The organism is Extensimonas perlucida (assembly GCF_007655255.1).
Classification (GTDB): domain Bacteria; phylum Pseudomonadota; class Gammaproteobacteria; order Burkholderiales; family Burkholderiaceae_C; genus Extensimonas; species Extensimonas perlucida.
This window is the reverse complement of sequence record NZ_VMYE01000001.1, coordinates 342,412-365,187: the sequence shown is the minus strand read 5'-3', so window position 1 is coordinate 365,187 and position 22,776 is coordinate 342,412. Positions and strand designations below refer to the sequence as shown.

At 60.3% G+C, this 22,776-nt stretch carries 24 protein-coding genes and 1 tRNA gene; 8 read left to right on the top strand and 17 right to left on the bottom strand.

Features of this window, described 5'->3' with window-relative positions; genetic code table 11:
- Window positions 1-6: 6 nt before the first annotated feature.
- The 17 genes from nuoH to FK527_RS01875 all read right to left on the bottom strand — a co-directional run bounded on the left by nuoH (window position 7) and on the right by FK527_RS01875 (window position 14,980).
- Window positions 7-1,089, bottom strand: a complete 1,083-nt coding sequence (nuoH, locus tag FK527_RS01955; protein WP_144729123.1) for an NADH-quinone oxidoreductase subunit NuoH — start codon at window positions 1,087-1,089, stop codon at window positions 7-9.
- The gene (nuoG, locus tag FK527_RS01950; protein ID WP_144729121.1) at window positions 1,086-3,230 is read right to left on the bottom strand and encodes an NADH-quinone oxidoreductase subunit NuoG; all 2,145 of its coding nucleotides are present in this window, start codon (window positions 3,228-3,230) and stop codon (window positions 1,086-1,088) included. The genes nuoH and nuoG overlap by 4 nt, the downstream gene beginning before the upstream one ends.
- A gap of 14 nt (window positions 3,231-3,244) precedes the next feature.
- On the bottom strand, window positions 3,245-4,615 hold the full coding sequence (gene nuoF / locus FK527_RS01945; protein ID WP_144729119.1) for an NADH-quinone oxidoreductase subunit NuoF: 1,371 nt from the start codon (window positions 4,613-4,615) through the stop codon (window positions 3,245-3,247).
- Window positions 4,612-5,103, bottom strand: a complete 492-nt coding sequence (nuoE, locus tag FK527_RS01940; protein ID WP_144729117.1) for an NADH-quinone oxidoreductase subunit NuoE — start codon at window positions 5,101-5,103, stop codon at window positions 4,612-4,614. Before nuoE ends, nuoF begins: the two co-directional genes overlap by 4 nt.
- Entirely contained in the window at window positions 5,100-6,353 is a 1,254-nt protein-coding gene (locus tag FK527_RS01935; protein WP_144729115.1) for an NADH-quinone oxidoreductase subunit D, read from the bottom strand. Before FK527_RS01935 ends, nuoE begins: the two co-directional genes overlap by 4 nt.
- A 6-nt stretch (window positions 6,354-6,359) precedes the next feature.
- Window positions 6,360-6,977, bottom strand: coding sequence for an NADH-quinone oxidoreductase subunit C (locus FK527_RS01930; RefSeq protein WP_144729113.1), 618 nt, complete (start codon window positions 6,975-6,977; stop codon window positions 6,360-6,362).
- A 10-nt stretch (window positions 6,978-6,987) separates the two neighbouring features.
- Window positions 6,988-7,470: a NuoB/complex I 20 kDa subunit family protein gene (locus FK527_RS01925; protein ID WP_186298362.1), complete on the bottom strand. Its 483-nt coding sequence runs from the start codon at window positions 7,468-7,470 to the stop codon at window positions 6,988-6,990.
- 27 nt (window positions 7,471-7,497) lie between these two features.
- The gene (locus tag FK527_RS01920; protein WP_144729109.1) at window positions 7,498-7,857 is read right to left on the bottom strand and encodes an NADH-quinone oxidoreductase subunit A; all 360 of its coding nucleotides are present in this window, start codon (window positions 7,855-7,857) and stop codon (window positions 7,498-7,500) included.
- A 75-nt stretch (window positions 7,858-7,932) separates the two neighbouring features.
- A tRNA-Leu gene (locus FK527_RS01915) sits at window positions 7,933-8,017 on the bottom strand.
- 104 nt (window positions 8,018-8,121) lie between these two features.
- Window positions 8,122-8,490 carry a preprotein translocase subunit SecG gene (secG, locus tag FK527_RS01910; RefSeq protein ID WP_144729107.1) on the bottom strand — a complete coding sequence of 123 codons (369 nt, stop codon included), beginning with the start codon at window positions 8,488-8,490 and terminating at the stop codon, window positions 8,122-8,124.
- A gap of 41 nt (window positions 8,491-8,531) precedes the next feature.
- Window positions 8,532-9,281, bottom strand: a complete 750-nt coding sequence (gene tpiA / locus FK527_RS01905; RefSeq protein WP_144729104.1) for a triose-phosphate isomerase — start codon at window positions 9,279-9,281, stop codon at window positions 8,532-8,534.
- Between the two features lie 2 nt (window positions 9,282-9,283).
- The gene (locus FK527_RS01900; RefSeq protein WP_144729102.1) at window positions 9,284-10,270 is read right to left on the bottom strand and encodes an NAD(P)H-quinone oxidoreductase; all 987 of its coding nucleotides are present in this window, start codon (window positions 10,268-10,270) and stop codon (window positions 9,284-9,286) included.
- Window positions 10,271-10,360: 90 nt separating this feature from the next.
- Window positions 10,361-12,604 (bottom strand): polyribonucleotide nucleotidyltransferase, encoded by a 2,244-nt coding sequence (gene pnp / locus FK527_RS01895; RefSeq protein WP_144729100.1) that lies wholly within the window; start codon window positions 12,602-12,604, stop codon window positions 10,361-10,363.
- A 202-nt stretch (window positions 12,605-12,806) separates the two neighbouring features.
- Window positions 12,807-13,073, bottom strand: a complete 267-nt coding sequence (gene rpsO, locus FK527_RS01890; RefSeq protein WP_114483383.1) for a 30S ribosomal protein S15 — start codon at window positions 13,071-13,073, stop codon at window positions 12,807-12,809.
- A 161-nt stretch (window positions 13,074-13,234) separates the two neighbouring features.
- Entirely contained in the window at window positions 13,235-13,501 is a 267-nt protein-coding gene (locus FK527_RS01885) for a BrnA antitoxin family protein (RefSeq protein WP_144729098.1), read from the bottom strand.
- Window positions 13,485-13,784: a BrnT family toxin gene (locus FK527_RS01880; protein WP_144729096.1), complete on the bottom strand. Its 300-nt coding sequence runs from the start codon at window positions 13,782-13,784 to the stop codon at window positions 13,485-13,487. The genes FK527_RS01885 and FK527_RS01880 overlap by 17 nt, the downstream gene beginning before the upstream one ends.
- Entirely contained in the window at window positions 13,772-14,980 is a 1,209-nt protein-coding gene (locus FK527_RS01875) for a pyridoxal phosphate-dependent aminotransferase (protein WP_144729094.1), read from the bottom strand. Before FK527_RS01875 ends, FK527_RS01880 begins: the two co-directional genes overlap by 13 nt.
- Before the next feature lie 187 nt (window positions 14,981-15,167).
- On the opposite strand from FK527_RS01875, the gene FK527_RS01870 reads away from it, so the two are divergent.
- From FK527_RS01870 to FK527_RS01835, 8 genes are all read left to right on the top strand, one after another.
- Window positions 15,168-15,392, top strand: a complete 225-nt coding sequence (locus FK527_RS01870) for a hypothetical protein (RefSeq protein ID WP_425460395.1) — start codon at window positions 15,168-15,170, stop codon at window positions 15,390-15,392.
- A gap of 89 nt (window positions 15,393-15,481) precedes the next feature.
- Window positions 15,482-16,087: a GspH/FimT family pseudopilin gene (locus FK527_RS01865; protein WP_246072622.1), complete on the top strand. Its 606-nt coding sequence runs from the start codon at window positions 15,482-15,484 to the stop codon at window positions 16,085-16,087.
- Complete coding sequence (locus FK527_RS01860) at window positions 16,084-16,665, top strand: GspH/FimT family pseudopilin (protein ID WP_246072621.1); 582 nt, start codon at window positions 16,084-16,086, stop codon at window positions 16,663-16,665. Before FK527_RS01865 ends, FK527_RS01860 begins: the two co-directional genes overlap by 4 nt.
- Window positions 16,656-17,279 (top strand): type IV pilus modification protein PilV, encoded by a 624-nt coding sequence (pilV, locus tag FK527_RS01855; protein WP_144729090.1) that lies wholly within the window; start codon window positions 16,656-16,658, stop codon window positions 17,277-17,279. Before FK527_RS01860 ends, pilV begins: the two co-directional genes overlap by 10 nt.
- 21 nt (window positions 17,280-17,300) lie before the next feature.
- Window positions 17,301-18,140: a PilW family protein gene (locus FK527_RS01850; RefSeq protein WP_144729088.1), complete on the top strand. Its 840-nt coding sequence runs from the start codon at window positions 17,301-17,303 to the stop codon at window positions 18,138-18,140.
- Window positions 18,141-18,158: 18 nt separating this feature from the next.
- A complete protein-coding gene (locus tag FK527_RS01845; protein WP_144729086.1) occupies window positions 18,159-18,845 on the top strand; it encodes a pilus assembly PilX family protein in 687 nt (228 codons plus the stop codon).
- 25 nt (window positions 18,846-18,870) lie between these two features.
- Window positions 18,871-22,281 (top strand): pilus assembly protein, encoded by a 3,411-nt coding sequence (locus FK527_RS01840; protein WP_144729084.1) that lies wholly within the window; start codon window positions 18,871-18,873, stop codon window positions 22,279-22,281.
- Between the two features lie 30 nt (window positions 22,282-22,311).
- Window positions 22,312-22,764: a type IV pilin protein gene (locus FK527_RS01835; protein ID WP_144729082.1), complete on the top strand. Its 453-nt coding sequence runs from the start codon at window positions 22,312-22,314 to the stop codon at window positions 22,762-22,764.
- Window positions 22,765-22,776: the final 12 nt, after the last annotated feature.

The window sequence follows — 22,776 nt, the reverse complement described above, 5'->3', positions numbered from 1 at the left end:
CCCCGCTTACTTCCAGATATTCCAGGGCGAAAGCAACCACGCGCCAACGACGAGAAGCCACACCAGCGTCACTGGAATGAATATTTTCCACCCCAGACGCATGATCTGGTCATACCGGAAACGCGGGAAGGTGGCGCGAATCCAGATGAACATGGAAACCACGACGAAAGTCTTGAGGCCCAGCCAGATCCACCCTGGAATGGCATTGAAAAATTCGGTGTTGATGGGCGAGAGCCATCCGCCGAGGAACATGAGCACCGCAAGAATCGACACCAGCCACATGCTCGCGTATTCGGCCAGGAAAAAGATGGCGAATCCCATGCCCGAATATTCGACCATATGACCGGCGACGATTTCCGCTTCGCCTTCGACCACATCGAACGGATGCCGGTTGGTTTCGGCGACGCCGGAAATCAAATACACCATGAACATAGGCAACAGCGGCAGCCAGTTCCACGACAAAAACGCCAACCCCATGTCCGCAGCCATACCACGCGATTGCGCCATGACGATGTCCGTGAGGTTCATGCTGCCGGAAACCATGATGACCACGAGAAAGCAAAAACCCATGGCAATTTCATAGCTCACCATTTGCGCCGAAGCACGCAGTGCACCTAGAAAGGCATATTTGGAATTTGACGACCAGCCTGCGATGATCACGCCATACACCTCTATGGAAGTGATGGCCATCATCAGCAACAAACCGGCATTCACGTCGGCCAAGGCCACGTGCGGGCCAAAAGGAATCACAACCCAGGCCGCAAGCGCAGGCATAATGGCCATGACAGGGCCGAGAACGAACAGCCCTTTGTCAGCCGCTGTCGGCTGAATGATCTCTTTGGTCAGCAACTTCAGCGCATCGGCGATCGGCTGCAGCAAGCCCATGGGACCCACGCGATTGGGGCCGTAGCGCACCTGCATGAAGCCCAACAGCTTGCGCTCCCACAGCGTAAGGTACGCGACTGCGAGCAGCAGCGGGATCAGCACGGCGACGATCTTGAGCAGTGTCCAGACAACAGGCCAGCCGGCGTTCATCCACCATCCCTGGCCACTCAAACCGAGCCCTGCGTTGTAGAGCGCATCGATCATGCCATACCCCCTTCCCTTGCGCTGCGCGCATCGGCAGTGCGCTGCAAAGCGGGAGCGCGGCGCACCAAGCCGTCGAGTTGGTAAATGGATGCCACCACAGGGTCAGCCGCGCTGCTGGCAGCCTCGCCCCCGTCGCTTCCTTGGGCCGGCTGATTGCTCAATGCGGAGGTGGCAATGACGGGCTCCTGCCCGACCGGAGTCTTGGTTGCCAGCATCAGCACTTCCTGCGAGGACTCGAACTCGAAGCCGGGAAGTCCGAGCATGTTTGCCAGCACACGCAACACCTTCCAGGCCGGGCGCGTCTCGCCCAAAGGCCGCACCACGGCATGAAAGCTCTGCAAACGCCCTTCGGCATTCACGAAACTCCCGGAAGTCTCCGTGAACGGCGCGATCGGAAGAAGCACATCGCTGAACTCCATGTTCGCCTTGAAGGGACTCATGGTCACGACCATGTCTGCGGCGTCCAGGGCGGCAACGGCTTTGGCACCCGCTGCGGAGTCAAAGACAGGCTCGGTATTCAGCAATAGCGCAGCTTTCAGTCCACCCGCAAGCATTTGCGCGGCATTTTGGCCTCCCTGCAATGGCTGAGCACGCACGAACTGGGCGCCCACGGTGTTGGCGGCTTCGGTCAGATAGCCGACCGATGCACCTGTCTGTGTACCGATCCAGTGCGCGAGGGCCAACAAACGCGAGGCTTGCGCATGGTGTGCAGCCGCATTGCCCAGCAGCACGGCCTTGCGCTCGCCGCCGAGCAGCGATTGCGCGATCGCCTGCGCTGTGGCATCAAAAGAAGCGCTTGCACCCGCAGGCAGCGGCACCCCTTTTGCCTCGGCAATCGCCGCCGCCACCTGGGCCAATGCCTGCACCCAGTCGGCAGCTGGCTGCAGCAACGTATGGGCCACCGGCATGGCCCAGTCGCGCTGCTGGACATCGATCATGCTGACCACACAGCCCTGGCGCGTTGCCTGGCGAATACGCTGGGCGAAAAGCGGGTGGTCTTTGCGCAAATTCGAACCAACGACCAAGACACGCTGCAGCTTCGAGAGCGATGCAATCAGCGTGCCCAGCCAGCGCACCCCCGCAAAGGGCGGGAACTCCGCATGGCGCAAGCGATGGTCTATGTTGTCACTGCCCAGACCGCGCATGAACTCTGCGGCGAGATAGAGTTCTTCGAGCGTGCTGTGTGGGCTGACCAAAGCGCCTATGCTCGCGGCGCCTTGTTTTTTCTTGATGTCTTGCAGGCCATTTGCCACGTATTCGAGCGCAGTCTGCCAGTTGACCTCTTTCCAGACGCCCCCCTGTTTGAGCATGGGCTGGGTCAAGCGCTCTGCGCTATTGAGCGCTTCATAGGAAAAGCGGTCGCGATCCGCGATCCAGCATTCGTTGACTTCTTCGTTCTCGAAGGGAACGACGCGCATGACCTTGTGGTTTTTGACCTGCACGATCAGGTTTGCCCCGGTGGAATCGTGCGGGCTGATGGACTTGCGGCGCGAAAGCTCCCAGGTGCGCGCGCTGTAGCGAAACGGTTTGCTCGTCAAGGCACCAACGGGGCAAATGTCTATCATGTTGCCCGACAGTTCCGAATCGACCGTGCTGCCGGATACCGTGGTGATTTCGGAATGCTCGCCACGGTGGATCATGCCCAACTCCATGACGCCGGCGATTTCCTGGCCGAAACGCACGCAGCGCGTGCAATGGATGCAGCGGCTCATCTCCTCCATGGAGATCAATGGGCCCACGTCCTTGTGGAACACCACGCGCTTTTCTTCCTGGTAGCGCGAGGCCGAGCCGCCATAACCCACGGCCAAGTCTTGCAACTGGCATTCACCGCCCTGGTCGCAAATCGGACAGTCGAGCGGGTGGTTGATAAGCAAGAACTCCATCACGGACTTTTGGGCCTTGATGGCCTTCTCGCTCGTGGTGCGCACAATCATCCCCTGCGTGACCGGCGTCGCGCACGCCGGCACGGGCTTGGGCGCCTTCTCCACATCCACGAGGCACATGCGGCAATTGGCCGCGATCGAGAGCTTCTTGTGGTAGCAGAAATGGGGAATGTAGGTGCCCGCCTTTTCGGCCGCATGCATCACCATGCTGCCTTCGGCGACTTCCACTTTCTGACCGTCCAGTTCAATTTCAACCATATTCGTTCTCGCGATCAGGCAGACGCGGAGTTGACGGAAACAGCACCCTGCCCGGCCTTATTGCGGATCTTTGCCTCAAACTCGGGACGGAAATGTTTGAGCATGGCGCGCACCGGCATGGCCGCAGCATCGCCGAGCGCGCAAATCGTACGGCCCATGATGTTTTCGCCGACCGAGTCGAGCAGTTCCAGGTCACCCTCGCGGCCTTGTCCTTTGTGGATGCGATCGACGATGCGCCATAACCAGCCCGTACCCTCACGGCACGGCGTGCATTGGCCGCAGGATTCGTGGGCATAGAAGTAGGACAGTCGCAGCAGGCTTTCGACCATGCAGCGCGTGTCGTCCATCACGATGACGGCGCCCGAGCCCAGCATGGAGCCGGCCTTGGAGATGGAGTCGTAGTCCATGGTGCACTCCATCATGATGGCTGCTGGCAGCACCGGCGCTGAAGACCCCCCCGGGATCACGGCTTTGAGCTGGCGCCCTTTGCGCACGCCGCCCGCCAATTCGAGCAATTTGGCAAATGGCGTGCCGAGTGGAATCTCGTAATTGCCGGGATTTTCTACGTCGCCACTGACGGAAAAAATCTTGGTGCCACCATTGTTGGGCTTGCCGCACGCCAGATAGGCTGCGCCACCATTGCGGATGATCCAAGGCACGGCCGCAAAAGTTTCGGTGTTGTTGATCGTCGTGGGCTTGCCGTACAAACCGAAACTTGCAGGGAAAGGTGGCTTGAAGCGCGGCTGGCCTTTTTTGCCTTCGAGCGACTCGAGCAAGGCGGTTTCCTCGCCGCAGATGTAGGCACCAAAACCATGCGCGGCGTGCAACTGGAAGCTGAAATCGCTACCCAGAATGCGCTCACCGAGGTAGCCGGCAGCACGCGCTTCTTCGAGCGCCGCTTCGAAGCGCTCATACACCTGGAAAATCTCGCCGTGAATGTAGTTGTAGCCTACGCTAATGCCCATGGCATAAGCCGCGATGATCATGCCCTCGATGACGGTATGCGGGTTGTAGCGCAGGATGTCGCGGTCTTTACAGGTACCCGGCTCGCCTTCATCGGAGTTGCACACCAGATATTTTTGCCCCGGGAACTGGCGTGGCATGAAGCTCCACTTCAAGCCCGTGGGAAAGCCCGCACCACCGCGTCCGCGCAGGCCCGAATCCTTCACCGTGGCAATGACCTGGTCCTGCGTGAGCCCTTCGCCGCCATCCTTGCCGAGAATTTTGCGCAAAGCCTGGTAGCCACCGCGCGCCTCGTAATCCTTGAGGCTCCAGTTGCTGCCGTCCAGCCCGGCGTATATCTGCGGATTGATGTGGCGCCCGTGAAAACAGGTCTGTACGCCTGTGGCCTGGAACTGCGCCAGAATTTGTGCTGCCGTGGTCATGGGCGCTCCTCAGCCTGGCGCAGGCCATCGATCAGTTGGTCGAGCTTTTCGTCGTCCATAAAGCTGCACATGGTGCGGTCGTTGACCAGCATCACAGGGGCGTCTGCGCATGCGCCCAAGCATTCGCATTGCTGCAGCGTGAACATGCCGTCGGCCGTGGTTTCACCCATCTGGATACCGAGTTTTTGCTCCAAATGGTGCAGCGCCTTGAGACCGTCGCGCAGTTGGCAGGGCAGATTCGTGCAGACGTTGAGCTTGAAACGGCCCACCGGCGCCTGGTTGAACATGTTGTAGAAAGTCGTGACCTCGTGCACGGCGATGGTGGGCATGCCGAGGTATTCGGCCACGTCCTGCTCGGCTTCGGGGCTCACCCAGCCCTGTTCCTGCTGCACGATAGACAGGCAGGCCATCACGGCAGACTGTCTTTGCTCGGCGGGGTACTTGGCCACTTCGCGTGCAAAGCGGGCTTTGGTCGCTTCAGAAATCATCGGTCAATCTCTCCGAACACGATATCCAGGGTGCCTATGATGGCCACGGCGTCGGCGAGCATGTGGCCCCGCGCGATTTCATCGAGTGCGGACAAGTGCACAAAGCCCGGCGCGCGAATCTTCAGCCGGTACGGCTTATTGGCGCCATCGCTGACGAGATAGATGCCGAATTCGCCTTTGGGATGCTCGACGGCCGCGTACGCCTCGCCTTCGGGCACATGGAAGCCTTCGGTGAAGAGCTTGAAGTGGTGGATCAGCTCTTCCATGTTGGACTTCATGGCCTCGCGCGATGGCGGGGCCACCTTGTGGTTGTCGGTGATCACCGGGCCGGGGTTGGCGCGCAGCCAATCGACACACTGCTTGATGATGCGGTTGGACTCGCGCATCTCATGTACGCGCACGAGGTAGCGGTCGTAGCAGTCGCCCGTTTTGCCCACGGGAATATCGAAATCCATGCGCTCATAGACTTCATAAGGCTGCTTTTTGCGCAAGTCCCAGGCGATGCCGGAGCCCCGCAGCATGGGGCCGGTCATGCCAAGATTGAGCGCGCGCTCGGGCGTGACGACGCCGATTCCGACGGTGCGCTGTTTCCAGATGCGGTTGTCGGTGAGCAGGGTTTCGTATTCATCGACGCACTTCGGAAAGCGCTGCGTGAAATCATCGATGAAGTCGAGCAAAGAGCCCTGGCGGTTGCGATTGAGTTCCGCGAGCTCTTTCGGCCCTTTGATCTTGCTGACCTTGAATTGCGGCATGCTGTCGGGCAGGTCGCGGTAAACGCCGCCAGGGCGGAAGTACGCCGCGTGCATGCGCGCGCCGGACACGGCCTCGTACATGTCGAACAGGTCTTCACGCTCGCGGAAGGTGTAGATCAGGATCGTGGAGCTGCCGCAGTCGTTGCCGTGCGAGCCCAGCCACATCAGGTGGTTCAAGAGGCGCGTGATTTCGGCGAACATCACGCGGATGTATTGCGCGCGCAGCGGCACCTCTATGCCCAGCAGCTTTTCGATCGCGAGGCAGTATGCGTGCTCGTTGCACATCATGGACACGTAGTCGAGCCGGTCCATGTAGGGCAGCGACTGGATGAAAGTCTTGTGCTCGGCGAGCTTTTCCGTCGCGCGGTGCAGCAGGCCGATATGCGGGTCGGCGCGCTGCACGACTTCACCGTCGAGTTCGAGCACGAGGCGCAGCACGCCGTGCGCTGCCGGGTGCTGGGGGCCGAAGTTCAGCGAATAGTTTTTGATTTCAGCCATGGTGGATCACAAACGGCGCGCCGCACCCAGGCCGGCGTATTTGTCTTCACGGACGATGCGCGGCGTGTTTTCGCGCGGCTCGATCGAGACCGGCTCATAGACCACCCGGCGCCGCTCCTCGTCGTAGCGCATTTCGACATGCCCCGAGAGCGGGAAATCCTTGCGGAACGGGTGACCCGCAAAGCCATAGTCGGTGAGGATGCGGCGCAGGTCGTCGTGCCCCTCGAAGACGATGCCATACAGGTCGAACGCCTCGCGCTCGAACCAGTTCGCCGAGGCCCACAATTGCGAGACCGAGGGCAGCACCGGAAGATCGTCGTCGGGGCAACGCACTTTGACGCGCACGCGCTGATTCAGGCTCAGCGACAACAAATGCACCACGACGCCGAAGCGGGGGCTTTCTTGCCCTGCAAAGTCTGCGTAGTCCATACCGCACAAGTCGATGAGCTGCTCGAAACGGCAGGCATCGGCATCACGCAAGCGCTGCATCACACCAAGATAGTCAGCGGCCGTCACTTGTACCGTGACTTCTCCGAGGCGAATGGAAATGCTGCGTGCAGCATCACCCAATACGCTGGCGATGGTTTCCTGGAGCTGTTCGGGCCGAATGGCTGTTTCTGTCATCGTCAACCCTTCAAACCCGTGCGATGGTGTGGGTGCGGCGGATTTTCTGCTGCAGCTGGATGATGCCGTAGAGCAAAGCCTCGGCCGTGGGCGGGCAACCGGGCACGTACACATCGACCGGCACGATACGGTCGCAGCCGCGCACCACCGAATAACTGTAGTGGTAGTAGCCCCCGCCATTGGCGCAGGAGCCCATGGAAAGCACCCAGCGCGGCTCGGCCATCTGGTCGTAAACCTTGCGCAGGGCTGGCGCCATTTTGTTGCACAGCGTCCCAGCGACGATCATCAGGTCGGACTGGCGCGGACTGGCGCGAAAGACCTCGGCACCGAAACGCCCGATGTCGTAGCGTGCAGCAGCCGCGTGCATCATCTCGACAGCGCAGCAGGCCAAACCAAACGTCATGGGCCACAGCGAACCCGTTTTGGCCCAGTTCACCACCGCGTCATAGCTCGTGGTGACGAAGCCTTCTTTCATTACGCCTTCAATCATCAGATCCGTCCTCGTTGAAGCCTGTCGCGCTCATTCCCAGTCGAGGGCGCCTTTTTTCCACTCGTAGACGAAGCCCACGACCAGGATGGCGAGAAAGATCAGCGCAGCGATAAAGCCGGTCAGACCGACTTCGCGCATCACCACCGCCCAGGGGAAGAGAAAGGCAACCTCGAGGTCGAACAGAATGAACAGGATGGCGACGAGGTAGTAGCGTACATCGAACTTCATGCGCGCGTCTTCGAAGGCCTCGAAGCCGCACTCGTACGCAGAATTTTTGGCCGCATCGGGCCGGTTCGGCCCCAGCACATAACCGAGAACCAGAGGGACGACACCGATGGCGATGCCGACCAAGATGAACAACAAAACGGGGAGGTATTGATCGAGGTTCATCTTGTGGATTTGCTCACCGCTGTAGCCGCGCCTGCAAGAAACTCGACGGACGCGAGCAACAGGCGGGTTTTTGTATGGTGCCGTCGGCGAGACTCGAACTCGCACAGCTTTCGCCACTACCCCCTCAAGATAGCGTGTCTACCAATTTCACCACGACGGCGGTTTTTTGCTGACTGGATGGCTTGAGGCTTGCGCTCCAGACAGACGCAAATTCTAACCCGGAAAAACCCTCATTCGCCGGCTTCGGGCGTCTTTTGCTGCAGATTATTTGGTGGGAATCTGCGCCGCCCCCGAGGCAGCGGTAGCAGGCGCGGAGGCTGCAGCGGACGCTGGGGCCGCAGGCGCAGCAGGCGCGACAGCGGCGGATTCGAGCACGCTGTTGGAGCTCGTGGGGCGCGCATTGCCGAAGTACGCCAGCGCCAGCGTGGCGACGAAGAAGACGGTCGCGAGCACTGCGGTCGAGCGCGAGAGGAAGTTCGCGCTGCCGCTGGCGCCGAACAGGCTGCCTGCGCCACCGCTGCCAAAGGCGGCCCCCATGTCCGCGCCTTTGCCATGCTGCACCAGCACCAGACCGATCATGCCCACGGCCGCGAGCATCTGCACGACCAAGATCACGTTGACGAGCACATTCATTGTATTTTTACTCCTTTTTCAATAGCTTCTTACGCTGATTTTCACTTGACTGAAGCGATGATTTGCAAAAAATCGGGCGCTTTCAATGAAGCGCCGCCGATCAGGCCGCCGTCGATGTCAGGCTGGGCCAGCAGGGCCGCGGCGTTGCCCGCATTCATGCTGCCGCCGTAGAGCAGGCGGATGCGGTCAGGCTGCTCGGTTGCGGCCGCAAGCTGGCTGCGCAGCACGGCGTGCACCTCCTGCGCCTGTTCGGGCGTGGCCGTGAGCCCCGTGCCTATGGCCCAGACGGGCTCGTAGGCCACCACGATTTCGCTGATGCAGTGGCCGTTGAGGTGGATCACCGCGGCGAGCTGGCGCTTGACCACGGCTTCGGTCAGGCCGGCCTCACGCTCCTGCATGGTTTCGCCCAGGCAGACGATGGGCGTGATGCCCGCGGCGAGCGCCCTCTGCGCCTTGATGGCGACGAGGGAGTCGTTCTCGTGGTGGTATTGGCGCCGTTCGGAATGCCCGACGAGCACGTAGCGCACGGAAAATTCCTTGAGCATCGCGGCCGACACCTCGCCGGTGTAGGCCCCGGCCTCGTGCGCCGATACGTCCTGCGCCGCCACGGCCAGCGACGAGCCGGCGGTGAGCGCCTGCACCTGCGCGAGATACGGCGCGGGCGCCGCCACGGCCACGTCACAGGCGGGCGCCTGCTGCGCCATGCCGTCGAGCACGGCGCGCAGCAGCGCCTCGTTGCTGGCCAGGCTGCCGTTCATCTTCCAGTTGCCTGCAATGAGCTTCTTTTTCATGGTTACCACGTCAAAACGATCTTGCCTATATGTTGGTTGGACTCCATCAACGCATGCGCCTGGGCGGCGTCGGCCGCTGCAAAAGTGCGATGCACGACGGGGCGTATCTTGCCTGCGGCGATGAGCGGCCAGACGCGCTCGCGCAGAGCGCGTGCGATCGCGCCCTTGAACGCCACGGGGCGCGGGCGCAGCGTGGAGCCCGTGATGACGAGCCGCCGGCGCAGCACCAAGGAGGCATCGAAACTGCTTTTAGTGCCACCTTGCACGGCGATGATGAGCAGGCGCCCGTCTTCGGCCAGGCATTCGACCTCGCGCGCGACGTAATCGCCCGCGACGATGTCGAGGATCACGTCCACGCCCCTGCCTTGCGTGAGGCGCAGACACTCGGCGGCGAAGTCTTGGTTTTTGTAGTGGATCGCGTGGCTTGCGCCGAGCTCCACGCAGGCCTGGCATTTTTGCTCGCTGCCGGCGGTGGCGATCACGGTCGCACCGAAAGCGCGCGCCAGCTGGATCGCCGTAACGCCTATGCCACTGGTGCCGCCTTGCACGAGCAGGGTTTCGCCGGCCTGCAGGCGGCCCCGGTCGAACACGTTGCTCCAGACGGTGAAAAAGGTCTCGGGCAAAGAAGCCGCTTCGGCATCGCTCAAACCCTCGGGCACGGGCAGGCACTGCGCCACGGGCGCGACGCAGTATTCGGCGTAGCCACCGCCAGCCACCAGCGCACACACGCGGTCGCCCACCTGGAAGCCCGCTTCGGCCAGCGCAGCCGCGTCACCGCCTTCGATCACGCCCGCAACTTCGAGGCCCGGCAGGTCGGACGCGCCCGGCGGCGGCGGGTAATGACCTTTGCGCTGCAGCACGTCGGGCCGGTTGACGCCGCTCGCGCGCACGCGGATCAGCACCTCGCCCGCGCCCGGCTGGGGCTGCGGGCGCTCGGCCAGACGCAGGACTTCGGGCTTGCCAAAGGCAGGTATTTCTACGACACGCATACAAAAACCATAGCAATTTTGTATGGATGAAAAATGCTAATAGCGCTTGAATGACAAGCGCTAGCAGCTCTCATTGAATGAGCAAAAAGCTCAAACTTCCTCAGGCGCTGAACCCTCTTCGGGCGCAGCTTGCGGCGCAGGCGCGCGGCCGGCGCCGCGGCCGCCTTCACGGCGTTCGCGCTCACCGCGTTCACCGCGCTCGGTGCGTTCGCCACGCTCGGCGCGTTCACCATTGCCCGCGGGCCGATCGGAGAGCGCCTTCATCGACAGCTTGACGCGCCCCTTGTCGTCGGTCTCGAGCACCTTGACCTTGACGATCTGGCCCTCGCTGAGGTAGTCGCTCACGCGCTCGACACGCTCGTTGGCGATCTGGCTGATGTGCAACAGGCCATCCTTGCCCGGCAACACGTTGACCAGTGCGCCAAAGTCCAGAATCTTGACCACCGGCCCTTCATAGACCTGCCCCACCTCGACCTCTGCCGTGAGCTGCTCGATGCGCCGCTTGGCCTCCTCGGCCTTGGCACCGTCGGTCGCGGCGATGGTGATGGTGCCGTCTTCGGCGATGTCGATCTGCGTGCCGGTTTCCTCGGTCAGCGCGCGGATCACGGCGCCGCCCTTGCCGATCACGTCGCGGATCTTCTCGGGGTTGATCTTCATCGTGAAGAGCTTGGGCGCAAAGCTGCTGACCTCGGTATTGGCGCCGGCCATGGCCCCCTGCATCTTGCCCAGAATGTGCATGCGCGCCTCCTTGGCCTGCGCCAGCGCCACCTGCATGATTTCTTTGGTGATGCCCTGGATCTTGATGTCCATTTGCAGCGCCGTGATGCCGCTCGTGGTGCCCGCGACCTTGAAGTCCATGTCGCCAAGGTGATCTTCATCACCGAGGATGTCGGTCAGCACGGCGAAGCGGTTGTCTTCCTTGATCAAACCCATGGCGATGCCTGCGACATGCGCCCTCAGCGGCACGCCCGCGTCCATCAGCGCGAGGCAGCCGCCGCAGACCGAGGCCATGGACGAGGATCCGTTCGATTCAGTGATTTCGGACACCACGCGCATGGTGTAGGGAAATTCGTCCTTCTCGGGCAGCACGGCCGTGAGCGCGCGCTTGGCGAGGCGACCGTGGCCGATCTCGCGGCGCTTGGTGCTGCCCATGCGCCCGGCTTCGCCCGTGGCGAACGGCGGCATGTTGTAGTGCAGCATGAAGCGGTCTTCGTACTCGCCCAGCAAGGCGTCGATGCGCTGCGCGTCGCGCTCGGTGCCCAGCGTGGCCACGGCCAGCGCCTGCGTCTCGCCGCGCGTGAACAGCGCCGAGCCGTGCGTGCGCGGCAGCACCGAGGTGCGGATTTCGATCGGGCGCACGGTGCGCGTGTCGCGCCCGTCGATGCGCGGCTCGCCCGCGAGGATCTGGCTGCGCACGATGCGCGCCTCGATCTCGAACAGCAGGCCCTCGACCTTCACCGGGTCGAACTCCAGCCCGGCTTCGCGCAAATCGGCCATGACCACGGCGTAGGCCTCGCGGCAGGCCTGGGTGCGCGCCTGCTTGTTGCGGATCTGGTAGGCGGCGCGCAGGCGCTCTTCACCGAATTCGGTCACCTTGGCGATCAAGGCTTCGTCACGCTGCGGCGGCTGCCAGTCCCACAGCGGCTTGCCGGCCTCGCGCACCAATTCGTGGATGGCGTTGATCGCGATGTTGCTCTGCTCGTGGCCGAACACCACGGCGCCGAGCATGACCTCCTCAGGCAACTGCTGCGCCTCGGACTCGACCATGAGCACGGCTGCCTCGGTGCCGGCCACGACCAGGTCGAGCTGGCTTTGCTTGCGCGCCGTCTGGCCGGGGTTGAGCACATAGGCGCCATTGACATAGCCCACGCGCGCGGCACCGATCGGGCCGTTGAACGGGATGCCCGAGACGGCCAGCGCCGCGCTGGTGGCGAGCATGGCGGGGATGTCGGCATCGACCTCGGGGTTCAGCGACAAGGTGTGCACGACCACGTGCACCTCGTTGAAAAAGCCCTCGGGGAACAGCGGACGGATCGGGCGGTCGATCAAGCGGCTCGTGAGCGTTTCATACTCGCTGGGCTTGGCCTCGCGCTTGAAAAAGCTGCCCGGAATCTTGCCCGCGGCGTAGGCTTTTTCGATGTAATCCACGGTGAGCGGGAAAAAATCCTGCCCCGGCTTGGGCGACTTGGACGCGGCCACCGTGGCCAGCACCACGGTATCGTCCATGTTGACCAGCACGGCGCCGGTGGCCTGGCGGGCGATCTCGCCCGTTTCCAGGGTGACTTGGTGCTCGCCCCACTGGAAGGACTTGGTGACTTTGTTGAACAGACTCATAAATGCTCCAAATTAAATAGCTAAAAGCGCATACCTATCAAGCGCCAGAGCCCCATTCAGAACACGATGCCATTCCAGTGGCCCTGCGCCAGGACAAGGCCATTGGAATGACACAGCTTCGCTCTGCAGTGGTGACTCCGAAGCAAAAAACGCCTGAGCTAGCGTATGACTAACCCAGGCGTCCCATGCGTACAACGTCGAATTACTTGCGCAGCCCCAGCTTGGCGATCAGCGCGGTGTAGCGGTCGGCGTCCTTGGCTTTGAGGTAGTCGAGCAGCTTGCGGCGGCGACTCACCATGCGCAGCAGACCGCGGCGGCCGTGGTGGTCCTTGGCGTGGGTCTTGAAGTGCGGGGTGAGCTCGTTGATGCGCGCGGTGAGCAGCGCGACTTGAACCTCGGGGCTGCCGGTGTCGTTGGCAGAACGGGCGTTGGCCTGGATGACTTCGGCCTTGATGGAAGATGCGATCATGGGTTTTCCTGAAAGAATCGGGCGCAGACGATGGGCATGAGCCCTTGCAACCCGGGTTTTGACTTGCGCCAGCGGCCGGAACGAGCCACGCGGCGTGCGTTTTGCACCATGCAAAACCTGTGGATTATAGCTGCTCGGTTTTTCTGCCCATTCGGCCGCGCTCAATGCTCCTGCAACTTCTCTTGCAGCCACACCTTGATCAAAGACTGGTAGGGCACGTCCCGTGCGTTGGCGGCAGCCTTGAGCGAATCCAGCAGGTGTTGCGGCAGCCGCAATGAGATAGTTTTGGTCGTGGGCTTCAGGTTTGGCAAGGTCACTCTCTGGGCCTTGGACCAGTCCACATGATCCGTGGAGTCATGCGACTCCCAATAGGCGCGCTCCTCGTCTTCGGAAGCAAACTTGGGAACAGGTTTAGCGGGCTTGTGCATAGATGAGCCTCTCTTTCCGATGCATGTCTCGCGCGGAAATCACGCGAATCAGCGTGCCAGCATGCCGCAACGTGAAAGTGAGGTGCAGCGGCCTTCCTTTGTCCGTTTTCCCCAGCGCGTGAAAACGCGGCTCGTTCAGACTGTGCACCGCATCTTCCACGAACAACAAAGGCGTGCTGAAAAAGACCTGTTCGGCCTCGGCCATGGATACGCCATGTTTTTCGTTCTTTCGGGCATTGCCATCATCCCGGTCGAACCCCGTGATCTTGCTCAGGTCGAGCATTTTTGTATATCACCAACGTATCCTCCCTGGCGCACACTTTGCACCTGCAACCAAGCCTTCAGCCGCTCCACCCCCTGCACCAGACGCTCAGGATCGTGCGAGGCGAAGCACCAGCGCAGCCAGCCCTGCCCCTCGGGGCCGAAGGCGTTGCCGGGGGCCAGGCCCAGCCCGGCCTCGGTGACCAGGCGCTTGGCCGTGGCGAGGGAGTCGCCTTGCCCATGCAGGCGGAAAAACGCATACATGCCGCCCAGCGGCGTAGCCACCTCGACGCCCGGTAGCGCCTGCAACAAGGGCAGCAGGGTATCGCGGCACGCGCGCAGGTGCGCCACCACGCGCGGCGTGATCTCGTCGGCGTGCTGCAGCGCCGCGATGCCCGCGCGCTGCGTGAACACGCTCGTGCACGAGGTGTTGAACTCCACCAATTTGCCCACGTGGTGCACCGCCGCGGGCGGCAGCACCAGCCAGCCCAGGCGCCAGCCCGTCATCAAAAAGCTCTTGGAAAAGCTGTGCACCACCACCAGCCGGTCTTCGGGCTCGGCCAGGTCGAGGAAGCTCGGCGCGCAAGCCTTTGGCGAGGGCGCGTAATACAGGCGCTCGTACACCTCGTCGGCCAGAATCCAGGTGCCCGTGCGGCGGCAATGCGCGAGGATCGCGCGCTGCTCCTCGGGGCGCAAAGTCCAGCCCGTGGGGTTGTTGGGCGCGTTGAGGATCAGCAAGCGCGTGCGCGGCGTGATGGCGGCCAGCAAGGCGTCCAGGTCGAGCGCCCACGCCCCACCCGGCTGCGGGCGCAGCGCCACGCACTGCAGGCGCGCGCCCATGATCTGCGGCTGCGCCGTCAGATTGGGCCACACGGGCGTCACGGCGACCACCTCGTCGCCCGCATCGACGAGCGCCTGCACGGCCAGCATCAGCGCATTCACGCCGCCCGAGGTCACGACGACGCGCTCGGGCGCCACGGCGCGATGCAGATCGCTCATGTAGGCGGCAATGGCTGCGCGCAGCTCGGGCAGACCGAGGTTGTGCGAATAAAAAGTCTCGCCGCGCTCGATCGAGGCCACCGCCGCCTGGCGCACCACCGCGGGCGTGCCCTCGTCGCTCTCGCCAAACCAGAACGCCAGCACGTCGCTGCGCCCCAGGCCAGCGTTGGCCACTTCACGGATACGGGATTCCTCGAGGTTCAAAACGGCTTGGCGCATGGCAGTATGTGAAATGGAGCGGAATGATCCTCCATCCTACCGCCTGCCCTTCACACTTCACCCTCGTCTTTTTGGAATGCCCATGCCCACTACCGCCCAAAAATATGCAACAAACGTAGCAACTCACGCACGCCGCTCCTCGATAAAAGCCCTTTTTGCCTTGTGTTTTATCGTGAGCCTCAGCGCCCTGCCCTCGTCGGCCTTCGCCGCAAGCAAAAAATCCCAATCCAGCGACACCACGGCCACGACATCCGGCAACACCGGCACGGCAAGCAAGAAAAAGCACAGCGTGCGCATCACCCACCAGCGCAGCCCCAGCGAAGAAACCACCGCCGAGCGCGACCGCCGCCTGTACCGCGAATGCCGCGGCATGCCGAATGCGGGGGCGTGCTTGGGGTACACCGGGCGATAGCGCCACATAATTCCCGCCGCTCATCGGCCTGCGCAGGCCATCCGTCGCTTGCCACATGCAGCACATGGGATATTGATTACCATCGCCCCATGCAATCGCTTGCATCTTCGTATGTCTGCACACAAAAAACCCGCCGCACGCGCTCGTCATCGCGTCTGATGGGTAACGCCGCAGGCATCACCTTGATCGAAGCCATGGTCGTGGTGGCCATACTCGCCATACTCGCGGCCCTCGCAGGGCCCGCATTCACACCCCTGATGCAGCGATGGCGCGTGCGGCAAGCTGCAGAAAGTTTGCAGTCCTCCTTGTACCTGGGGCGATCCGAAGCCATCAAACGCGGCGGGAATGTTTCCATCAAAAGCAATTGCGCTAGTGCCACCACCGATTGGAGTTGCGGTTGGACGGTTTTCATCGACACCAACAACAACGGAGCCCAAGATTCGGGCCAAACCCCGGCAGAAGATAGCCTGCAAATGGTTTCCGTGCCATCCAATACGCAAGTGACGCTGACCAGCAGCAATGGTTATTTGCACATAGACCGCTGGGGCCAGTTTGACAACAACGGCAACAAAACCGCCGCATTCCGGCTTTATCCACAAGGTGCGAGCACTGCGCACCCTGCAGCCGAAACCGTATGCGTGAAGCCCGGCGGGCAAATCAAACGCATGGATGGGGGGAGCAGCACATGCCCATGAATACCGCCATACCCCATCAAGTGATGGCTATTTCGCAAAGAATGGCAAAGGTTACCGGCATGAGTGCAATTGAACTTTTGACTGTGCTCAGTATTTTGTCCCTCTTGATGGCCTTGGCTGTCCCAGGCTTTCAATCGCTCATTGAACGCTGGCGCGTACAGCAAGCCGTAGAGGCAATGAAGTCAACGCTCTACTATGCCCGCTCCGAAGCCGTGAAGCGCGGTGGCCGCATAGGCATCCAGAAAAACGCCAACAACACCAACGGCTGCAGCTTGGCTTCCACCAACGAAGAATGGAGTTGCGGCTGGTTCGTCTTCCATGACAGCAACAACAACGGCACATGGAACAGCGGTGAAGAAATCCTGCAAACCTATTCCACGCCCGCAAAAGTCAACGTCATTCACCACTCTGGCGGCGCAAAAATCAAGGTGGATCGGTACGGCAAGATGAGCGGGCTCAACGCCAAAGGTTTTTCTTTTTCTCCCGATCCCGCAGGCATTAGCTCCCCAGCCACGCGCGGCATTTGCATGGCATCTGGCGGCCGCATTCGGGTCATAGAGGACATTCCATGCGCCTGAAACACAGTCCCATTCCATTACAACGCGGCTTCAGCCTGATAGAAGCCATGGTGGCCATCGTCGTCATGGCGCTCGGTATTTTGGGCATTTTGGGGGTACAGCTGCGTACCCTGACCGACAACCAGACGGGCGTGCGGCGCGCGCAAGCCGTGCGCTTGATTGAAGACTTGAGCGAACGCCTCAAGGCCAATCCCGATGCCATCGGCAATGCGAGCGCCTATGTATCCAGTTGGGGCGCCACACTTTCCACTCCGACCAATTGCTCCATTGCAACCGGCTTTCCTGGTACCAAATGCGCCCCCGCACAACTCGCCGCATATGACAAAGACCGCTGGATTCGTTCGGTACGCGCCGCCTTACCTTTGGGTGACGCCGCCATTTTCATATCTCCCAGCGACACGCGAGAACTCGGCGTGATGATCGCCTGGCGCGCCAACGAACGCGGCGACAGCGCTTCGGACAGTGCATACACAAGCGTCTTCGCACCCGCCAGCACCGGCGGGGCCGCCATCAACTGCCCGGCGGGCAAGATTTGCCATCTGCAATACATCAGCCTCACGCAACGCTGCCTGCCCGATGCCGCCAGTTCCAGCATGGTGTATTGCCCTGAGTAACCCCTATTTCATCGTCCCAACATGCCCGCACCCTTGCTTGTCCCTCACCGCGGCCGGCCCTCACGCTGGCGGCAAAAGGGCGCCACTTTGGTCGAACTCATGGTGGGTATCGCCATTGGCCTGCTGACCGTGGCCGCCGCCGTGGGTGCGCTCATGGTTTCACGCAGCATCAGCGGCACCGTGAGCGACTCCAGCCAATTGCAACAGCAAGCCGCCTACGCCTTCCGAGTCATCGGCCAACAATTACGCCAGTCCGGCGGGTTGAGTATCGATCCTACGACGGGTGCCAAAGACGTTGTCGTATTCCTCTCATTGCCGGCAAGTACTCCTTTGTCCGTCGCTGGAATGGACTCGCCAGCCAGCAATGAATACAAACTCACCGTCACCTACCAAAACGTGCAAGAGCCCACGTATTCCGGCGGCTCCACCCCCACAAATGGCTATTTGATGCGCGACTGCCTCGGCGAATCGCACGATATTGCCAGTGACCCACTCATCACCAGCCGATTCACGCTCGATGCCAATGGCAACCTCGTCTGCGCCGGCAATGGCAGCGCCCAGCCCTTGATCAGCGGCGTGAAGGATTTTCGGGTGACCTATCTACAGCAGACATTGGATGCAGCCACCTTGCAACCCCAATTCCGTTACGCATCGGCGACCGCCCTCACAAGCACTGACTGGCCAAGCGTCTATGCCGTAGAGGTCTGTCTGGAGCTTGAAGGCACCGAAGCCATAGACACCGTAGGCAGCACCTACACCAAATGCGACGGCAGCAGCGCCAGCCGTGGCAACAAGTTGCGCATGGTGTTCCGCAACACCTTTTATATCCGCAACCAAGCCTGGCCGGCTGCGGGCATTTGAGCAAGCGGACCGATCGACATGAAAAACGCACGCAAAAACCAACGCGGCATTGCGCTGTACGTCATCATCGTACTGGTCTTGCTGACGATGCTGCTGGCACTGTGGGCCTCACGCACCGCCATCTTCAACGAACTCATCGTTGGCAACGACGCCGACTACCAACGCGCCTACGAAGCCGCGCAGGCTATGCTTGAAGACGCCAAAACCGACATCATGATGCAAACCAACGGTGCCAGCCCCTACCCCAGAGTGGACAACGCCAAGACCCTGTTCCCGCCTGACGACGATGCTGCCTTCGACAACTTCATCGATGGCACCCTGGAGTCGCAAACCACCAAGTGTCTGCACGCCATTTGCGAAAAAATCACTGGCGCGCAGGACTTCTGGAACGATTCCACCATCTTCAACAACATGGTTGCTACAGATGTAGGAGCCCGTTACGGCCAATACACGGGCGCTACGGCCGGAACCACCGGCAATCCCATTTTGGCTGACACGAGCGCAGGACGCGGCGCCTGGTATTGGATAGAAGTCATGAAAAACAACCCCAGCGGCACCGGTGGTCTGCTCACCAATGCAACCTCCGCAGGCGCCGTCAACGCCAAGCTGATCTACCGCATCACCGCCATCGCCCGCGGCCTCAAACCCGCATCGCAGGTGGTTTTGCAGACCACCGCAGCTTTTCCCGCCATTGCGGGTGAATGAACCATTCTCTTTCAGGGAGCAAGCCATGTCCAAGAAACATCCGCGCCACACCCGCCGCACCGCACTCAGCTTGCTGATTGGCAGCATGGGTATACACCATGGGGCCATGGCAGGGGACTTTTTAAGTCTGGCACAATATCCCGCGGGGTCAGCAGTGAAGGAGCCGACGCCTAATGTCATTATTTCGATCGACAACTCGGGAAGCATGAGCTTTGATCTCAATGGTTGTTACACAGCAGAAACCGATGATGACTATGGCAGCCCCCCTTCCGGGTGTCCCCGCCCAAAATCAAAAAACCCGAATCCATCTAGGTTAGCATCTCTCAGAGCCGCGTTGATTTCACAATTTGGCGACGCCACCGCATCTCCCTCTACCACAGGAAGAACCCCTGACAATTCCATTCGCCTGGGTTGGCAATCCATGTGGAATACCACCAAAGCCCCCGGAGCCCCCCCTATCACTACTGGAATAACAAATTCTCTTGGTTATTTATCAGGTGACCACAGAAGAGACTTCTCGAGTTTTGTCAATAATTTGAAAGGTTATAACGGCACACCATCGCACTCCATGATGCAAAGTGTCTATAACTACATGAAGACAGCGAAAAGCAGCGATTACAACCCATGGTCAGACGACCCAAGTCAAAGAAGCTCCACCTATGATAAGGGCGCCGAATGTCGCCGGACCTACCATATTTTCATGACGGATGGCGCATGGAATACCGAGTCCAATCAACACACATCACCAGCCAACGCAGACGGTACTTCACAAAACCTGGGCGATGGCTCGCCATATGATCCCACTTCTAATCAAACCCAGGCTTATGCGGACACCTATGGCAGCACCAGCTTGAGCACGCTCGCAGACTTCGCATTCAAAAGCTGGGCAGAGGATTTTCAGCCTTCCATTGACAATGGCGTTCGTCCATTGATTCGAAAATCGAGTACGGAAACCATAAGCTCAGATAGCACGCACAGCGTAACTCTACAGGAATTTTGGAATCCCAAAAATGATCCTGCCACTTGGCAGCACGTGACTACCTATACCATCGGATTCGGTACCGCCGCAACAAATTGGCCAGGTAATCCACAATGGGACAACACCACCGACAACAACTATGCCGGTGACTACGCCAAACTCGTGAACAACCAAGTGGAATGGCCCAGTGTAATTTCGCTAGGGGAAGATTATCGCCCGGCTGAACTTTGGCATATGGCCTTAAATGGCCGAGGGAAATATTACCCTGCACGCGATGCCAATGCACTCGCCAATGCTTTCCGGGAAATTCTGAACATCATCGTCGCCGACACGAGCACACCTATTACAGGGTTTGCCAGTGCATCGAGTTCTATCGTCAGCAGCGGCACGACAGTTTACCAATCGCAATACAGCGCCACAGGCTGGAAAGGCGGTGTCGTTTCATATACAGCCGCCCAAAGTACCGGCGCCCTTACCCCCAACACCGCGTGGGGCGTCACTGGCGCAGGTAAGCCAAAAAGCACGGGCGACATTTTGGATGCGCTCGGTGATGTATCCCAGCGCGTGATTTATACCTACAACGGCGGTGGGCAGCAATTTTTGTGGAGCAAGCTCAGCACGACGACAGGTGGGCAGCAAGCCCTTTTGAAGGCTGGCGATTCGGATACCGTTGGACAAAACCGGCTGAATTTTTTGCGCGGCGATCGAAGCCAGGAAATAGCCAACGGCGGCACGTTGCGAGACCGCATCTCCCGCGAGGGCGACATCGTCAATTCGACCCTTTGGTACACAGGCCGCCCAGCGAGTGGCTACACCCTTGCTGGATACAGCAGTTTTGCAAGCACCAATAAAAACCGCCTACCCATGATTTATGTGGGCGGCAATGACGGCATGTTGCACGGCTTTTCAGCCGAAAATGGCAGCGAGAAAATTGCTTATATCCCGCAAGGGCTTTACCCGAACCTCAAATTATTGACCCAAACGGATTACCAAAACAACCACAAATATTATGTCGATGGCTCGCCCTTCACTGGCGATGTCAACGTTGGCAGTGACGCGTCCCCCGATTGGCGCACTCTGCTGGTCGGCACATTGGGCGCCGGTGGCAAAGGTTATTTCGTGCTCGACGTCACCAAACCGGGGCTCAAATCGGGCGCTACGGATGGCCCTTCGAGTAATTTCACCAACAACGATGCCAATGCCGCCGCAGTAGTGCGCATGGACAAGACCGACGGAACGGATGCCGACATAGGCTCTATCTTTGGCGACCCCACCACAGCCGATCTCAACCCGTATATGGCAACGCAAATTGCCCGCATGAACGACGGCCGCTGGGCTGTGTTATTTGGCAACGGTTACAACAGCACAAATGAGGACCCTGTGCTGGTCATCCAATACCTGGATGGCGGCTCACCCTCACTCGTCAAAATCGCTGCTGCAACAGGTACGGCAGGCAATGCAGTGGCTAACGGGCTCTCTACCCCCAGGCCCGTTGATTTGAACGGCGACGGCACGCCCGATGTGGTCTATGCTGGTGATTTGAAGGGCAATCTGTGGAAATTCGACGTTGCAAATTCAGACCGTACGAAATGGGGTGTGGCTTTTTCGAGTGCCGGTTGCGGTAGCACTGCCTCTCCCTGTACGCCCTTTTATACCGCCACCTACAGCGGCACTGCCCAACCGATTACCGCTGCGCCCAATATCCGCGCCGTTCCTGGCCTTGGCGGGATGATGGTTGCCTTTGGCACGGGTAAGAATTTGACGGAAGCCGACCGGACGGACACCGCCGTACAAACTTTTTATGCCTTGCTGGACAACACCAAATACAAGATCGATACGGCAACTGGGACCAACAAAGGAAAAGTGCTAGTAGATACGGACGCAGCAACCCCGACAGCCATTGGCTCAGGTCGCAGCAACTTGACAGCACGCACCTTCAATAGCTCCCGCATCAATGGAGCTGGCATCAGTGCCGGCGAAGGTTTTTGGAACATGACCACAGGGCAGACGGCTTTTGCTTATAGTGGCGACAGTGCAAAGAAAGGATGGTATTTCGATTTCCCCGCAACAGGTGAGCGCTTGCTGCAAACACCCGAGTTTCTCAGCGGAAGCAATGTTCTGCAAATCAAAAGCACCATACCTGCATCAGGCGGCGGCGTGGATTTGGCGACGGAATCGTGTTCGCCCAGCCCTACAGCGGCCAAATCCTTTTTGACTCTGATGGGGATAGAGCAGGGACTCAAGCCCGTCGTGCAATTGCTCGATGCCAATGGTGATGGAATTTTCAATGCTGCCGCAAGCAACGACAACAGCGTAAATAGAACCACGACGAGCCCGGAAGAAATCGTCTTGAATGCCCCCGGAAAAAAGGTGCGCATAGGCTCCGACAATAAAAACCGCACTGTCAAAGACTTGCCGAAACCGGCCACAACGATCAATTGGCGTCAATTGCAATGAAGCGCTCGCCTGAACAACCGGAGCAATTTGATGAAATGTCTGAATTTGCGCAATGAAAGTCAACGCGGTTTTACGCTAATCGAATTGATGATCGTGGTTGCAGTCGTGGCCATTCTGGCGGCAATTGCCCTTCCAAGCTACAGAGAGTACGTGCGCCGCGGTTACCGCGCCGAAGCCCGTGGCGCCCTCTTGCAGGGGGCTCAGTGGATGGAACGTGCGGCCACGGCAACAGGCACCTATCCTTTGACGGCTTCTTTCCCTACCACACTCACTAGCGTACCGTCAGGGCGTTACACCGTAGCCGTCCAATCTCCGCCCGCCAGCGCCGCGTCAGGCACTGCCTTCACGTTGACGGCGACTCCTGCGAATGGGCAGGTGGGCGATAAGTGTGGCAACCTGACGTTGACACACACGGGGGTACGCGGCGTCGCTTCTGCCACCGTGCCTGCAGCCAACGCCATTGCAGAGTGTTGGGACAAATAAAGAAGCCTACCT

Coding starts and splice junctions, on each gene's coding strand:
- nuoH (WP_144729123.1), bottom strand. CDS start 1,089: ATGATCGATGCGCTCTACAACGCAGGGCTCGGTTTGAGTGGCCAGGGA.
- nuoG (WP_144729121.1), bottom strand. CDS start 3,230: ATGGTTGAAATTGAACTGGACGGTCAGAAAGTGGAAGTCGCCGAAGGC.
- nuoF (WP_144729119.1), bottom strand. CDS start 4,615: ATGACCACGGCAGCACAAATTCTGGCGCAGTTCCAGGCCACAGGCGTA.
- nuoE (WP_144729117.1), bottom strand. CDS start 5,103: ATGATTTCTGAAGCGACCAAAGCCCGCTTTGCACGCGAAGTGGCCAAG.
- FK527_RS01935 (WP_144729115.1), bottom strand. CDS start 6,353: ATGGCTGAAATCAAAAACTATTCGCTGAACTTCGGCCCCCAGCACCCG.
- FK527_RS01930 (WP_144729113.1), bottom strand. CDS start 6,977: ATGACAGAAACAGCCATTCGGCCCGAACAGCTCCAGGAAACCATCGCC.
- FK527_RS01920 (WP_144729109.1), bottom strand. CDS start 7,857: ATGAACCTCGATCAATACCTCCCCGTTTTGTTGTTCATCTTGGTCGGC.
- secG (WP_144729107.1), bottom strand. CDS start 8,490: ATGAATGTGCTCGTCAACGTGATCTTGGTCGTGCAGATGCTCGCGGCC.
- tpiA (WP_144729104.1), bottom strand. CDS start 9,281: ATGAAAAAGAAGCTCATTGCAGGCAACTGGAAGATGAACGGCAGCCTG.
- FK527_RS01900 (WP_144729102.1), bottom strand. CDS start 10,270: ATGCGTGTCGTAGAAATACCTGCCTTTGGCAAGCCCGAAGTCCTGCGT.
- pnp (WP_144729100.1), bottom strand. CDS start 12,604: ATGAGTCTGTTCAACAAAGTCACCAAGTCCTTCCAGTGGGGCGAGCAC.
- rpsO (WP_114483383.1), bottom strand. CDS start 13,073: ATGATCGCATCTTCCATCAAGGCCGAAGTCATCCAGGCCAACGCCCGT.
- FK527_RS01885 (WP_144729098.1), bottom strand. CDS start 13,501: ATGCACAAGCCCGCTAAACCTGTTCCCAAGTTTGCTTCCGAAGACGAG.
- FK527_RS01880 (WP_144729096.1), bottom strand. CDS start 13,784: ATGCTCGACCTGAGCAAGATCACGGGGTTCGACCGGGATGATGGCAAT.
- FK527_RS01875 (WP_144729094.1), bottom strand. CDS start 14,980: ATGCGCCAAGCCGTTTTGAACCTCGAGGAATCCCGTATCCGTGAAGTG.
- FK527_RS01865 (WP_246072622.1), top strand. CDS start 15,482: ATGCAATCGCTTGCATCTTCGTATGTCTGCACACAAAAAACCCGCCGC.
- FK527_RS01860 (WP_246072621.1), top strand. CDS start 16,084: ATGAATACCGCCATACCCCATCAAGTGATGGCTATTTCGCAAAGAATG.
- pilV (WP_144729090.1), top strand. CDS start 16,656: ATGCGCCTGAAACACAGTCCCATTCCATTACAACGCGGCTTCAGCCTG.
- FK527_RS01850 (WP_144729088.1), top strand. CDS start 17,301: ATGCCCGCACCCTTGCTTGTCCCTCACCGCGGCCGGCCCTCACGCTGG.
- FK527_RS01845 (WP_144729086.1), top strand. CDS start 18,159: ATGAAAAACGCACGCAAAAACCAACGCGGCATTGCGCTGTACGTCATC.
- FK527_RS01840 (WP_144729084.1), top strand. CDS start 18,871: ATGTCCAAGAAACATCCGCGCCACACCCGCCGCACCGCACTCAGCTTG.
- FK527_RS01835 (WP_144729082.1), top strand. CDS start 22,312: ATGAAATGTCTGAATTTGCGCAATGAAAGTCAACGCGGTTTTACGCTA.